This window comes from uncultured Bacillus sp. (genome assembly GCF_958411575.1).
Taxonomy (GTDB): Bacteria; Bacillota; Bacilli; order Bacillales; family Bacillaceae; genus Bacillus; species Bacillus spizizenii.
This window is the reverse complement of sequence record NZ_CATYRA010000001.1, coordinates 726,721-739,874: the sequence shown is the minus strand read 5'-3', so window position 1 is coordinate 739,874 and position 13,154 is coordinate 726,721. Positions and strand designations below refer to the sequence as shown.

Genomic DNA, 13,154 nt, shown 5'->3' with positions numbered 1-13,154 from the left:
GGAAGAAATGCGAATTGAACATACAGCGATCTGGGTCAAAGATTTAGAGCGGATGAAGGCTTTTTATGAAACGTATTTTAACGGCAAAGCGAATGATCTATATCACAATGAGAAAAAAGATTTTAAGTCTTATTTTATTACGTTTGATTCCGGAGCAAGGCTGGAAATGATGAAAAAAGGAAATGTGACTGATCCGCCTTCACAAACGATGACAGGCTGGGCCCATATTGCCTTTTCCGTTGGAAGCCGGGAGAAGGTTGATGAACTGACTGATCGATTGAAGAAGGATGGTTTCGCAGTAGTAAACGGCCCGCGGACAACTGGAGACGGCTACTATGAAAGTGTGATTGAAGATGATGAAGGAAATTTGATCGAGATTACAATCTGACATCTGGAGTGACTTGAATGCTGAAGACAGAAAAAGAAAAAATGGCAGCCGGAGAATTATACAATCCGGAAGATCAACAACTGCTGCTAGAACGCAAACATGCGAGACAGCTGATTAGACAATATAACGAAACGCCAGAAGATGATGCAGTGCGGACGGAGCTTTTGAAGGAGCTGTTCGGTTCGATTGGTGATCAAGTCACGATTTTGCCGACATTTCGCTGTGATTATGGCTATCACATTCATATTGGAGACCATACATTTGTTAATTTTGACTGTGTCATTTTAGACGTGTGTGAGGTGCGTATCGGACATCACTGTTTGATTGCGCCAGGGGTACATATTTACACGGCCGGTCATCCTCTTGATCCGATTGAAAGAAAGTCCGGGCTGGAGTTCGGTAAGCCTGTGACAATTGGAGATCATGTTTGGATCGGAGGCCGGGCAGTGATTAACCCGGGAGTGATGATCGGCGATAACGCGGTGATCGCATCGGGGTCTGTTGTGACTAAGGATGTACCTGCTAATACCGTTGTAGGCGGAAACCCTGCGAGGATGTTGAAGGAATTGTAATGAGATCAGTGCGGCAGATCCGCACTGACTTTTTAAATCTGTTTCGCATTCGTATTAGGGCCGAAGCAAATTAACAGCACGGAGCATGCGAGCCAGCATCCGCCGATAAATAAAAAGACGCTGACATAGCCGAGCTGAACGGCGATAAACCCGACGAGCAATGAGCCAAAGATGTTTGAAAAGCGGCCGAGGCCATAGGCTAAACCGCTGCCAGACGAGCGGTATTCAGTCGGATAAGGTTCTGACGTATAAGCGTATAAGTTCGAGGTGAAAACCCTTTCTGTGATATTCACGATGAAACCAAACACAATGATCATGATCGGTATAAAAGTCATGCCATATAAGAGGCCGGCGATAGCTGTCAAAAATGCACTGGCGGCTAAAATCCATTTTCTCTGAAAAGTTTCAGAAATCATTGAACCGAGCAATGCGCCAAGCGGAGCGCCAACGGAGTGCAACACGTTATACCACAATGTATTTTCCATGGAGACTCCATTGCTTTTTAACAGGCTTGGAACCCATGAGGCAAATCCGTAAAATCCAAACGTTTCAAAAATCCATACAGCAGATAACACAATGGTAATTTTAAGGTTTCTCCCTTTCAATAGCCCTGCGTAACCTGCATGCTGCTGAACAGTTCTGCTTGCTTTGGGCTGAGCTGCTTCCGGAAGCGGGCCTTTCTCTTGTTCAACCTGTGCCTCAATTCTGTTGAGGATCGCGTCGGCTTTCGCGAATTCACCACGATTTTCGTGCCAGCGAGGTGATTCTTCGAGACGGCGGATAAAGAAAAAATAAATAAGGCCGACGGCTCCCCATACAAATACAAGCCTCCATCCCCATGAACCGAGCGGAATGACAAAGGCAGACACAATATTGGTGATCGGAACGCCAATCAATCCAATCATGGCACAGAAAGAAATATATTTCCCGCGGACACTGGAAGGAAAAAATTCTGCCAGATAGCTATTGGTAATGACCATGGCCGCTGCGACACCAAATCCGGTAAGAAAACGGAATGTCATTAAAGACGGGATGTCCCATGCCGTGGCATTGCATAGCGATGCAATTGAGAAAACAAATACAAATAGATTTAAGGCTTTTTTGCGGCCAATTCGATCGGACAGCCTTCCACCCAGTGATGCGCCTAAAAACATGCCTAAAAACGAAGCCGCCGTTACATTGGCAATGGTTGAAAGCGGGATGCCCCAATGCTCGATCAGTGCCGGCGCTACATTGCTGAGGGTAAATAAATCTGCAAGATCAAAGAAATAAACAATGCCGAGAGCGGTTAATACTTGGAAGTGAACGCGAGAAATCGGAAGGCGGTCTAAACGATTCGCTGCGTTTGAGAAAGGATGTGTGTTCCTCTGTTTGAAGATCGTATTCATAAAAAACCCCCTTTTGAGTAGTTAGAAAAGACTGAAAACTCCCCTCTTGTGAATATTATAAGTATCTTGATTCATTGGCGACAGAGTTCAAATCACTAGATGAAAGAACTAAATTCACCCTTTATATTTTAATTTTGCTTAAAAGATTTCCAAAACAGTAGATTCATAGACCAATTTATGCAAATATATAGGAATATTCTCATTGAAAGGAAGAGACATAGAAGGTATGAATCCATTTATCCGTCCTATAGAAGGAAACAATACGTTGTGGAGATATTTTTTCGCCTTTTTGGTGATGGTAGGTTTATATGTATTCGGGAATATTGCTTACCTTTTCGCTATACTATTCACGGTTATTGTGAATCCCAATATCACGTTTGATTTAGACGAAGCTGTGCTGAGTGATCCTTTGGTCGATCTTTATTTGTCTCATGTCATTTTTTTATTTGCGATTCCAGGAGTATGGCTGGCTGTCCGTTTTATTTTGAAACGGCCTTTTCGAACAGTCATTACGCCGAATGCAAAGATCAATTGGCGGAGAATATTCTTTGGCTTTATTGCTTATTTCCTGCTAATGATCGCCGTACAATTGATTGATTTTGCGATTCATCCTGACAGCTATTCAATGCAAGATGTTGATGCTTCACGGTTTATATGGCTGCTAGCGGCGGCCCTCATTTTGGTTCCGTTTCAAACATCAGCAGAAGAACTGTTTTTCAGAGGATTTTTGCTTCAAGCTTTCGGGAGATTAACAAAAAATCCACTTATCTTGACATTGATTGTCGGGGGCTTGTTTGGCGTATTGCATTTTGCTAATCCAGAAATGAATAATGGCGCTGTCTGGGCAGGAATTGAGTACTTAACATTTGGTTTTGTGTGGACCTATTACACGATTAAAACAGGCAGTATTGAAATATCACTTGGCGCCCATGCCGCGAATAATATGTTTTTATGTATGTTTATCACAGAAAAAAACAGTGTGTATGGAGGAATCCCTTCTTTATTTATGGTTACGCGGGGGAACCCGATGTGGGAGGCTTTATTTACGATAGCGGTCAATCTTGTTTTTGCGGGAATCGCTTTATGGTACCATAAGAAATCACAAAGTAAGCAGCAAGGGTCTTAATCCCTGCTGCTTATTAACGTTTGGATGGCTTCTTCGATATTTGTTGTCGGCTGCTGGCAAGCGAAGTTTTCACAAATATACACGGTTGTTTTGCCGTCTATGATGCGGTAGTCTGCTGCAAAGGGTGCTATGTCTTTGCATTGATCAGGATGCTCTGCCACCAAAATGGAGTCGTTGGGCTTAAAGGCTTTTTGAAGTGCAGTGGTGATTTGTTTTCTGGCTGGATCGTCTGCGCTGCCAAAAATAACGATTTCCTTTTTAGGCATCACATGCTTTAACACGCTTTGCATAAAGAAAGCATGGCCGCTCGGATACGCTTCGATATCCGGCTTGAACACAGAAAACATCGTTTCTGCTTTTTCAATGAGTGATAAGTCGCCTGTGACTTGTCCGAGGCGCAGCAGCTGAACGGCTGCCACGCTGTTTCCTGAAGGCACGGCGCCGTCGTATACTTCTTTTTCCCGGACGATTAAGGCTTCTGCATCGTGTCCGGTGAAATAAAATCCGCCATGCTCCTCATCCCAAAATAAGCCGATCATATCGTCTGTCAGTTTCTTCGCTTTTTGTAAATAAGACAGATCAAATGAAGCTTCATAGAGATCCAGGTAAGCCCATAGGAGAAAAGCATAATCGTCGATAAAGCCTTTGTTTTTCACTTCGCCGTCTCGATATCGGACCATCACACGGCCATCGATGATGAGTTGGTTTTCTATAAATGTGATGGCGTCCTCCGCTAAGCTGAGATATTTCGGTTCCTGGTATACCTTTGCCGCTTTGGCGAGACCTGCGATCATCAGCGCGTTCCATGAGGTCAGCACTTTATCATCGACATGCGGATAGGTTCTTTCTTCGCGAGTCTTCAAGAGCTGTTGTCTTGCGTTTTCAAGCTTGAGGCTGAGCTCTTCCTTGGTTAACCCGGCATCTGCTTTGATTTGTTCCTGCATTGTGTGAATGAGGTTCGGAATATTTTTGCCTTCAAAGTTTCCTTCTTCAGTGATGTCATACACTTGGCAATACAGCATTCCGAGATCGTCTCCGAGCGTTTTCAGAATCTCTTCCTTTGACCACACGTAGTACTTTCCTTCTTCTCCTTCTGTGTCCGCGTCTAAAGCGGAGAAAAAGCTTCCATCCTCATGGGTCATTTCCCGTTGTATGAACGTGATGATCTGCTCGCAAATCTCTTTATACCGGCTGTTTTGTGTAACCTGATAGGCTTCTGTATAAGCAGTCAGCAGCAGCGCATTGTCGTACAGCATTTTTTCAAAGTGAGGAACGAGCCACTCGTCATCGGTCGAGTAGCGGGCAAATCCATAGCCGATATGATCGTAAATGCCGCCATTTGCCATGCTGTCCAACGTTTTCGTCACGTTGTATAAAGCATTTTCCTGCCCCGTATTGTGATCATAACGAAGCAAATACATCAACATATGAGGCATTGGGAATTTCGGCGCCTGCCCGAAGCCGCCGTAGATCGTATCAAACCCGTTGGCAAGCTGCTGGAATGTCCGGTGAATCGCTGATTTGCTAAGGCCTTCGCCTGATTTTGCGGCTGTTTTGGTCTGCAAATGTTTAGCGGCGTTCTCTGCAATATCCTCGACATGCTCACGATCGTTCGCAAATGTCTCAGACAGATGCTCAAGCACATCAACGAAACCGGGACGATTGAATTTACTCGTCTTTGGAAAATATGTACCCGCGTAAAACGGCTTCTGATCAGGCGTAATAAACACATTCAACGGCCAGCCGCCCTGCCCGGTCATCAGCTGGCAGATTCTCATATAAACGGAGTCCACATCCGGCCGCTCTTCCCGGTCGACTTTAATCGCCACAAACCGTTCATTGAGGAGACGCGCAATTTCTTCATCCTCAAAGCTTTCGTGGGCCATGACATGGCACCAATGACATGTTGAATAACCGATGCTGACCAGAACCGGCTTGTTTTCGCGTTTTGCTTTTTCGAAGGCCTCTTCTCCCCAAGGGAACCACTCCACAGGATTGTGGGCGTGTTGAAGTAAATATGGAGACTTCTCAGCGATTAATCTATTGGGTTTACTTTTGTTTGGCATGGGATCACCTACTTTCATCTTGTTTTGCATTCTTACTGTACCACAAGAATAAAAATAAATACTTCATTTAATATTTTCACGAAAATGAGTAAATCTAAAAGAATGAAGGTGAAATTCATCATGAAAGGAGTTAAATGGGAGTCTCTTTGGTGAGATTATTGGATATGTTGGATTACGACGGTTATTTATCAGTACTGACTTTAACTACTATACCAAATATCAAGAGGAAGAGGTCTTCTAAGGTTAACCTCTTCATTTCTTTTTATTAGCAATTTCAAACAAGTTCATTTACATTTTTAAAAAACGTCGTTCAACAAAAGGCATAAAAAAGTGAAGGATCATTCCTCCTAAACAAACAGTTAAAAGCGTTCCGATGCCGATAGGGCCTTTACATATAATAGCTAATACTAAGAAAAGAGCATATACCAATGTTCTTGAAAATAAGATCGTTCTTTTGGAGAGATCTCGGATGATGAGTGTTAAATGATCGATAGGCGTTGATGCAAATTTCGTATGAAGATAGATGGCTGTTCCAAGACCGATGAACATCAAACCAAATCCGAAACAAATCAGTTTGCTTAACAACGCGTTTAGATAAATGGTGTAGTTTACAACAAACAACCATAGGTCAATGCCTATCCCAGTAATGAATGCTGTGACTAACCCCAGCAATATAGGTTTTTTTCTCGTTAAGATAGAGTTACAGATTAAGAGGATCACAGAAATAAGGACCTCCCAGCTTCCCACGGTAAGACCAACTTCTTCTGAAAGACCAACCAAAAGGGCATCGAAGGGGGATGTGCCCAGTCCTGATTGTATCGTTAAAGAAATGCCCAAACTTAATATGAGAATGCCTAATCCGTAATAAATATATTTCATGTTATATTCCGCGATATTTCTTTTGTCATCAAGATGTGCGGGATGCCGTCTTCCATAAATTCATCTGAAGCAGTTTGATAGCCCAGTTTTTTATAAAAACCTTCTGCATGTGTTTGTCCATGCAGCTTCATTTTAGTTATTCCTTTTTCTTTCATGATTTTTTCTAGCTCTCCAATGATGACTTTACCCAATCCGTACTTCCGATAAGGTTTTAGGATACAGATTCTTTCCAGCTTACCTGTCTGATCAACGATGCGCACACGGCCTGTGCCGACAGGTTGATTCTTATGATATACCAAGACATGCTGGCATTGTTCCTGGAGGGCATCAAATTGATCGAACTCATCGGATTCAGATACATGTTGCTCTTCAATGAAAACCGCTTTTCTAATATCTAAAGCAACTTGTAAGTCATTTTCAGCAGTTATTCTTTTTATATTCATATTTGATCAATCCTTTTCTGATATTAGTCTGGACTGTACAGCATGCATGTGGTCTTATAATAGTAAGGTTAAAACAATTTTGTTGTAAATGCAACAAAAATACGTGAGGGGTTTTTAGGAATGAATGACATTTTGCGTGAGATCGGCATGATAGCAAGAGCGTTGGATTCCATAAGCAATATTGAATTTAAAGATTTGGACTTAACAAGAGGGCAGTATCTCTATCTCGTACGTATATACGAAAACCCGGGAATTATTCAAGAAAAATTGGCAGAAATGATAAAAGTGGACCGAACAACGGCTGCGCGGGCCATTAAGAAGTTGGAGATTCAGGGATTTATTCAAAAACAGCCTGATGAACAAAATAAAAAAATAAAAAAACTGTTCCCGACTGAGAAAGGGAACAAGGTGTATCCATTGTTAAGAAGAGAAGGAGAGCATTCCACGGAAGTGGCCTTGTCTGGTTTTACTTCTGAGGAAAAGGAAACAATTTCTGTACTCATTCACAGAGTCAGGAACAATATAGAGCGGGATTGGGAATATGTGAAGAAGGGGAACAAAAGGGATTATTAATGGTCAACAAGTCGAGCCGGTGAGAACGGATTCTTCGGGTGCATGGGGATATTTTCAAGATAATGAGTCATGAATATGCTTCCCCCACTCAAATGGCAGTCTTGAATAGTTCCGATCTAAAACGATCCTCAATATCTGCAAGCGTCTGCAGTTTCTCCGAAAGCTGAGACCATTCTTTGTTTACAGATAAGTAATGACATAAACCGAGTGTTTCAGCTTGAATGATTTTGAGTTTTGATAGGTTTGTGGCCTTGTTTTTGAAAAAAAACGCAAAATCATTCGCTCTTTTTGCACTTAATTGAAAAAGAAAATATGTGGTATGATCGATCATTTCATGTGTAATGGGCCCATATCGCAGCTGCTGTGCATAATGAAGGATTGCATCTTTACCGATTAGCTCTAAATTTGAGTTTTCAAACTCTTGGTAAGTTTTCTTAAAGTACATAATCGTCTTTTCGTATATTTCGTTATCATGTAACGAATGGGTCTTTTTTGGGGAACTCCAATATTTAAAATGTCCTTTACAATAGGGAATATCATCGGCTTTCCAAGCTTTTTTGAATTGTTCGAGCGTCAGTGGAACATAAGGGAATCCAGCTGGATCGTGCAGATAAATAGATTGATTGTCCATGGCATAGCCTAATACATAATGGTCAGCGCCATTTAAATGTTTATGGTTTGGCAGGTATGTGAGTTCTCCCATATTTAAAGGGCCTAATAAAACAGGTGCGCGTGTCATTTGTTTTTTCAAGAGTGAAAAGGGAGCTTCCAAACAATCAGCCTGTTGATGTTCATCTGCGTCGATGCCAAGTATATTGAATGCGCAGTTAATACCATCATCAGGATCTTTCATACTTAAAAATAGCGTTTTTCCGTTTTCGAGCATGGCGCCCAAACCTACACCAGTTAAGACTTCGAACATTTGAGGAGAAACATGTTCACCTATTGATAAAAGAAACATAGCAGCTGAATTTGAGTAACAATAATGTCCATTTCCTATATACACAATCATCACCTCCAAGAAGATAAGGTAACTTTATAATTTTAAAACTTGAAAATCAACATCTGCATAAAGTCATTTCTCCTTAAGCGACAACTTCTCTTTATTCATCTCTTACTCATATACTCATTTCCCCATATTCTCATGGATGCAATAATAGGAGAAAGCTTTTCACCTAGTTCTGTCAAAGAATACTCCACCTTTTTGGGGACAGTGTTCTCTACATTTCTTTCTTTTCACGACACCATCTGCTTCCAATTCTCTCAGCTGCAGCGTCAGCATCCTTTGTGTAATGCCTGGTATGAATCGTTTCAGCTCATTAAACCGGACTGGTTTCTGAGATAAGATGTCGATGATGATTCCTTTCCACTTCCCTCCGATAATATGCAGCGTCATCTCCACTGGACAAGCCTTTTTTACTTCTGCACTGCAAGCACCAAATCCATTTAACCAGTTTCCCATATTTGTCACCTCACAATGTAAGTTACAAAAATGTGCGTTATTACATAATTAGCGAAGATGTATTACAGTTATAATATCAAAAAATTCCCAAAGGGAGTGGGTTGCATGAACTTGAGACAGTTATCAGAACATGTCTTTCAATGTGAGTTTGAACTTGATGTGCCTATTCATATCCCAGTTCATACTTGGTTCATCAAAGATGGTGAGGATGTATATATCATTGATACGGGAATAGAACGTTTTGCTGATGCTCAAATGAGGGCAGCATTAGCGATCGGCAATCCAAAAGCCATTTTGCTTACCCATGGCCACAGCGACCATATTCAGGGGGCACCAAAGTGGTTGGAGAGATTTGATATCCCGATTTATGCGCATCAAAAAGAACTCGTGTATATCAATGGAGAAGCGCCTTATCCGAACAAAAATGAAGTGGAGCACACAGGGGTAGCCCATATTGTCCAGCCGCTGATGGAACAGACGCTTGCCCACTTGCCGCTGCAATTCTATCTTACACCCGGACATTCCCCGGGGCATGTTGTGTACCATCATGAAGTCGATCATGTTCTATTATCAGGTGATCTTTTTATCACAAGTAAGAAAAATTTACACCCGCCTATCAGAAGATTCAGTGTTGATATGAATGAGAACATCGACAGCGGCGCAATCATAGATGAAATCAAACCAACGCTTATCTGCTCTTCACATGGAGAAGAAATTGTTTATAACGAAGAATTGTATAAAAGCTACGTGTTAAGGTATAGGGACTAATTGAAGTTAGAAAAAACATACGATTGAGTAAGTGCTGAAAGTAACAAATATTGACGGCAAGAGCTGAGGTGAATGTGCTGAAAAGGAGTGGGTGTAACGCTCACTCCTTTTCTAGTTAAACAGCAGCTGTGAGCTTTGGTTTTACAAATTTCATAAAAACCCCTCTAACTAATGGACCCATAATCAGTAATTGCAAAGGATAAGCTAAGATGAAATTTTTCAATACAATCATAAGGTAAGCGCTGAAGAGGCTGTCCCCGTTAAGTCCGTTTGATAAAGCTGCTGTCACTAAACCGAACACAGACATACAAAGCACCATGCCGATCACCATACACGTCGACATGGCAAGGATGACATATAATTTCTTAGACTTGTCGAACGGCATGCTGAATGCAATCTTTTTGGCAAGGGGACCCACTAACAGTAAATCTAACAGCAGGGCGACAATAAAACCGATGACCATTTCAAAAGCTGTTACCAATGAAAAATCATGTATAGCTCCGTTGATGATGGCATTGTAAATCGACATGACACAGACCATTCCAAAACACATCATCACGCCAAATATAAGACCTTCTTTTTTATTCGCTGGCATACAATCAGTCCTTCTCTTAATAATAGGTGATTAGTATACCAATGAACCATTCATGCTCATAAGTGACAAATTTGTGAACAATTTATTGGCTGAAACCGTCTTGTTTTGTCATCAGTACATGCGGAATGCCGTCCAGCATAAATTCTTCTGATACTGTCTGATAGCCGAGCTTTTCATAAAAGCCTGCCGCCTGTGTCTGGCCGTACAGTTTGAATGAAGAAATGCCTTGTTCTTTCACAATACGTTCCAACGCATCGACGATCACTTTGCCCAGCCCGCATTTGCGATAAGGTCTCAAAATGCAGATTCTTTCCAGTTTGCCCACGTGATCAACGATACGGACACGTGCAGTGCCAACAGGTTCATTCTCATGATAAACGAGGATGTGCCGGCAATCTTCACGGAGTGTATCGAACTCATCGAATTCATCGGAAATGGGACAGCCTTGTTCCTCTACAAATATTGTCTTTCTGATTTCGAACGCTGTATGTAAATCAAGTTCTGACGTTATTCTCTTCACATTCATGATGTGGTCCCCCCTTACTCAGAAAAATGACTGATGACATATTGTTTAAAGGTCTCAGCAACCGGCGATAAAAACCTGCCTTTAATCCAGGCGATTCCTATGACACGCTGACATTCCGGCCAGCTGACACGGATTTTTGTGATTTTGCTTTGGTCTAAACCTTTCAGGTCGGGCAGAATGGATATGCCCAGTCCGGCCGCCACAAAACCTGCCGCGGTGGCTGCTTCTTCCCCTTCAAACATAATGTTGGGCTGTATATCGGCTTTCTCAAACAGCTCATCCACTGTCATCCGAAGCGCGTAGCCTTTTTTTAATAAAATAAATCGCTCCCCGGCAATCTCATCCAGGGTAATGCTTTCACGATTGGCTAATGGGTGATCGTTTGGCACAAATACAAATAGCTCTTCACTCCACAGTTTGATCCATTGGATTGGCTTTTCAGGCTTGATCGAAGCGAGGAGACAGAGGTCCAGATCTCCAGATTTTAATCGTTCAAGCAGCCAATAAGAATGGTTTTGCTTCAACTGGAAGGCAATGTTGGGATATTCCTGCTGGAAGGAGCCGATGAGATCGGGCACGAGCGTTGTCCCTAAGGTATGCAAAAAACCGAGAGACACTTCACCTTGGTCTGGCTTTAATAAGGCTTGGATTTCTTCTTTTCCTTCGGTGTACTCCTTCATCATTGCCTGAACCCGCCGCAAAAAGATGTGTCCGTATTGATTTAAGGTAATGGATCGTCCGTGCCTGTCGAATAGCGGGACGCCTAAATGGTTTTCCAGTCTGGCGATTGAGCGTGAAAGCGCAGGTTGTGTGATGGAGAGGCTTTTTGCCGCTTTCGTCACGTGCTGCATCTGGGCCAGTGTTTGAAAATATTCAAGTTGTTCCCATTCCAATCATCATCCCTCCTATATTACATATAAGCATGAAAAGGATATTTTATATGCATTATACAACATATATCAACGGTGCTAAGATAAATGTATAAACAGACTCGAGGATGTTTGAATTCATTAGAAATAAAGGATGGTTGGTTATGAATGGCAGTGCTCAACAACATATGGAGGGACCGATAAAGTCCCAATGACATACATTCAAAAAGGCACACCGGTTTTTCGGAAAATTACGTTTGCTTTCTTTGCCGCGGGTTTCAATACATTCGCAATTCTTTATTGCGTACAGCCGCTTATGGAGGAATTCACGCGGGAATTTCATGTAACGCCTACGGCGGCGAGTCTTTCTTTATCCCTTACAACAATGCTGTTAGCTGCGAGTATGCTAGTCTTTGGTTCATTGTCCGAGGTGTGGGGGCGCAAGCCAATTATGGCTGTATCCATGCTGGCCGCATCCGTTCTTTGTCTGGCGTCGGCCTTCAGCCCGAACTTCCATACGCTGCTCGTATTGAGAACCATTCAGGGGATTGCGCTCGCCGGTCTTCCTTCGATTGCGATGGCTTATCTCGGAGAAGAAATTGAAACCGGAATCCTTGGGTCGGCGATGGGGCTGTATATCAGCGGAAACGCAATCGGTGCCGTTTTTGGGAGGATCGTTTCAGGGCTTCTGAGCGAGTACTTTACTTGGCATGTAGCGATGGGATCAATTGGTGTGATTAGTTTGATCGCAAGTATTATATTTTTTATGAATTTGCCTCCATCCAGGCATTTTACGCCGAGAAAATTGGAGCTCGGGCAATTGGGAATGTCTTTAATCAGCCACTTGAAGGACCGGAAACTATTAAGCTTGTTCCTCATTGGTTTTTTGCTGCTCGGAAGCAATGTTGCATTGTTTAACTACATTGCGTATGTGCTGTTGGGACCGCCATATTCGTTTAATAAAGCGTTTGTCAGCTGGATTTTTATTGTGATGATTGTAGGGATTTTCAGCTCGTCTTTCATTGGAAGAATGGTTGATCAATACGGCTATCCGAAAATACTGGTGATGAATATTTTCATCGTCATCACGGGTGCTTTATTAACGATAAACGGTGTATTAGCAGTGAAAATTCTGGGGATTGCCCTCTTTACCTTCGGCTTCTTCGGCGGGCACTCAGTCGCCAGCAGCTGGGTGGGCAGGAGAGCCCTGCACAACAAAGCGCAGGCGTCATCGCTGTATTTGTTCTTTTATTACGCCGGTTCAAGCATTTGCGGAACAGTCGGCGGGCTATTCTGGTCTGCTTTTCACTGGCTGGGCGTCGTCGGTATGATCACCTTCATGCTGATGGTTGCCTTATGGCTGTCGGGATACTTGGCTAGAAGTGTGAAAATGCCGAATAAAGCGTTATGACTGATGTTTGGTACGGATTTAATTGGTGTTTAGCGTCCAGATATGTCTTCGATGGGCCATTCCTGCATATAATAATTCATTCAGCTGA

At 42.6% G+C, this 13,154-nt stretch carries 14 protein-coding genes and 1 pseudogene; 6 read left to right on the top strand and 9 right to left on the bottom strand.

Annotated elements, in window-relative coordinates; genetic code table 11:
* Nucleotides 1-7 precede the first annotated feature (7 nt).
* On the top strand, nucleotides 8-388 hold the full coding sequence (locus Q5C82_RS03670; protein ID WP_003219220.1) for a VOC family protein: 381 nt from the start codon (nucleotides 8-10) through the stop codon (nucleotides 386-388).
* Nucleotides 389-405: 17 nt separating this feature from the next.
* Nucleotides 406-960: a sugar O-acetyltransferase gene (locus Q5C82_RS03665; RefSeq protein WP_003219218.1), complete on the top strand. Its 555-nt coding sequence runs from the start codon at nucleotides 406-408 to the stop codon at nucleotides 958-960.
* 32 nt (nucleotides 961-992) lie between these two features.
* Here Q5C82_RS03665 and Q5C82_RS03660 read toward each other — a convergent pair whose 3' ends face one another.
* Nucleotides 993-2,348: an MFS transporter gene (locus Q5C82_RS03660; protein WP_003219216.1), complete on the bottom strand. Its 1,356-nt coding sequence runs from the start codon at nucleotides 2,346-2,348 to the stop codon at nucleotides 993-995.
* Nucleotides 2,349-2,574: 226 nt separating this feature from the next.
* Between Q5C82_RS03660 and Q5C82_RS03655 the strand changes: the two genes are divergently transcribed.
* Nucleotides 2,575-3,474, top strand: a complete 900-nt coding sequence (locus tag Q5C82_RS03655) for a CPBP family intramembrane glutamic endopeptidase (protein WP_003219214.1) — start codon at nucleotides 2,575-2,577, stop codon at nucleotides 3,472-3,474.
* Here Q5C82_RS03655 and Q5C82_RS03650 read toward each other — a convergent pair.
* The 3 genes from Q5C82_RS03650 to Q5C82_RS03640 all read right to left on the bottom strand — a co-directional run bounded on the left by Q5C82_RS03650 (nucleotide 3,471) and on the right by Q5C82_RS03640 (nucleotide 6,862).
* Nucleotides 3,471-5,540, bottom strand: coding sequence for a thioredoxin domain-containing protein (locus Q5C82_RS03650; RefSeq protein WP_032727261.1), 2,070 nt, complete (start codon nucleotides 5,538-5,540; stop codon nucleotides 3,471-3,473). The genes Q5C82_RS03655 and Q5C82_RS03650 overlap by 4 nt on opposite strands.
* Nucleotides 5,541-5,828: 288 nt before the next feature.
* Complete coding sequence (locus tag Q5C82_RS03645; protein WP_003219210.1) at nucleotides 5,829-6,419, bottom strand: YitT family protein; 591 nt, start codon at nucleotides 6,417-6,419, stop codon at nucleotides 5,829-5,831.
* Nucleotides 6,416-6,862 carry a GNAT family N-acetyltransferase gene (locus Q5C82_RS03640; RefSeq protein WP_003219208.1) on the bottom strand — a complete coding sequence of 149 codons (447 nt, stop codon included), beginning with the start codon at nucleotides 6,860-6,862 and terminating at the stop codon, nucleotides 6,416-6,418. The genes Q5C82_RS03645 and Q5C82_RS03640 overlap by 4 nt, the downstream gene beginning before the upstream one ends.
* Nucleotides 6,863-6,982: 120 nt before the next feature.
* Between Q5C82_RS03640 and Q5C82_RS03635 the strand changes: the two genes are divergently transcribed.
* Nucleotides 6,983-7,435, top strand: a complete 453-nt coding sequence (locus Q5C82_RS03635) for a MarR family transcriptional regulator (protein WP_003219206.1) — start codon at nucleotides 6,983-6,985, stop codon at nucleotides 7,433-7,435.
* A gap of 88 nt (nucleotides 7,436-7,523) precedes the next feature.
* Here Q5C82_RS03635 and Q5C82_RS03630 read toward each other — a convergent pair whose 3' ends face one another.
* Nucleotides 7,524-8,447, bottom strand: a complete 924-nt coding sequence (locus Q5C82_RS03630; RefSeq protein ID WP_032727262.1) for a hypothetical protein — start codon at nucleotides 8,445-8,447, stop codon at nucleotides 7,524-7,526.
* Between the two features lie 95 nt (nucleotides 8,448-8,542).
* A pseudogene (locus tag Q5C82_RS03625) lies at nucleotides 8,543-8,897 on the bottom strand (winged helix-turn-helix transcriptional regulator).
* Between the two features lie 105 nt (nucleotides 8,898-9,002).
* On the opposite strand from Q5C82_RS03625, the gene Q5C82_RS03620 reads away from it, so the two are divergent.
* Nucleotides 9,003-9,665 carry an MBL fold metallo-hydrolase gene (locus Q5C82_RS03620; protein ID WP_003219200.1) on the top strand — a complete coding sequence of 221 codons (663 nt, stop codon included), beginning with the start codon at nucleotides 9,003-9,005 and terminating at the stop codon, nucleotides 9,663-9,665.
* Nucleotides 9,666-9,780: 115 nt separating this feature from the next.
* Here the strand turns inward: Q5C82_RS03620 and Q5C82_RS03615 are convergent, their stop codons facing one another.
* The 3 genes from Q5C82_RS03615 to Q5C82_RS03605 form a co-directional block, all read right to left on the bottom strand.
* Nucleotides 9,781-10,260, bottom strand: a complete 480-nt coding sequence (locus tag Q5C82_RS03615; RefSeq protein WP_003219199.1) for a hypothetical protein — start codon at nucleotides 10,258-10,260, stop codon at nucleotides 9,781-9,783.
* A gap of 82 nt (nucleotides 10,261-10,342) precedes the next feature.
* Complete coding sequence (locus Q5C82_RS03610) at nucleotides 10,343-10,786, bottom strand: GNAT family N-acetyltransferase (protein WP_003219198.1); 444 nt, start codon at nucleotides 10,784-10,786, stop codon at nucleotides 10,343-10,345.
* 14 nt (nucleotides 10,787-10,800) lie between these two features.
* A complete protein-coding gene (locus tag Q5C82_RS03605) occupies nucleotides 10,801-11,679 on the bottom strand; it encodes a LysR family transcriptional regulator (protein WP_003219197.1) in 879 nt (292 codons plus the stop codon).
* Nucleotides 11,680-11,866: 187 nt separating this feature from the next.
* On the opposite strand from Q5C82_RS03605, the gene Q5C82_RS03600 reads away from it, so the two are divergent.
* A complete protein-coding gene (locus tag Q5C82_RS03600) occupies nucleotides 11,867-13,066 on the top strand; it encodes an MFS transporter (protein WP_003219196.1) in 1,200 nt (399 codons plus the stop codon).
* Nucleotides 13,067-13,154: the final 88 nt, after the last annotated feature.

Bases quoted from the DNA above. Each gene is read 5' to 3' on its own strand.
- Q5C82_RS03670 (WP_003219220.1), top strand. From the start codon at position 8: ATGCGAATTGAACATACAGCGATCTGGGTCAAAGATTTAGAGCGGATG.
- Q5C82_RS03665 (WP_003219218.1), top strand. From the start codon at position 406: ATGCTGAAGACAGAAAAAGAAAAAATGGCAGCCGGAGAATTATACAAT.
- Q5C82_RS03660 (WP_003219216.1), bottom strand. From the start codon at position 2,348: ATGAATACGATCTTCAAACAGAGGAACACACATCCTTTCTCAAACGCA.
- Q5C82_RS03655 (WP_003219214.1), top strand. From the start codon at position 2,575: ATGAATCCATTTATCCGTCCTATAGAAGGAAACAATACGTTGTGGAGA.
- Q5C82_RS03650 (WP_032727261.1), bottom strand. From the start codon at position 5,540: ATGCCAAACAAAAGTAAACCCAATAGATTAATCGCTGAGAAGTCTCCA.
- Q5C82_RS03645 (WP_003219210.1), bottom strand. From the start codon at position 6,419: ATGAAATATATTTATTACGGATTAGGCATTCTCATATTAAGTTTGGGC.
- Q5C82_RS03640 (WP_003219208.1), bottom strand. From the start codon at position 6,862: ATGAATATAAAAAGAATAACTGCTGAAAATGACTTACAAGTTGCTTTA.
- Q5C82_RS03635 (WP_003219206.1), top strand. From the start codon at position 6,983: ATGAATGACATTTTGCGTGAGATCGGCATGATAGCAAGAGCGTTGGAT.
- Q5C82_RS03630 (WP_032727262.1), bottom strand. From the start codon at position 8,447: ATGATTGTGTATATAGGAAATGGACATTATTGTTACTCAAATTCAGCT.
- Q5C82_RS03620 (WP_003219200.1), top strand. From the start codon at position 9,003: ATGAACTTGAGACAGTTATCAGAACATGTCTTTCAATGTGAGTTTGAA.
- Q5C82_RS03615 (WP_003219199.1), bottom strand. From the start codon at position 10,260: ATGCCAGCGAATAAAAAAGAAGGTCTTATATTTGGCGTGATGATGTGT.
- Q5C82_RS03610 (WP_003219198.1), bottom strand. From the start codon at position 10,786: ATGAATGTGAAGAGAATAACGTCAGAACTTGATTTACATACAGCGTTC.
- Q5C82_RS03600 (WP_003219196.1), top strand. From the start codon at position 11,867: ATGACATACATTCAAAAAGGCACACCGGTTTTTCGGAAAATTACGTTT.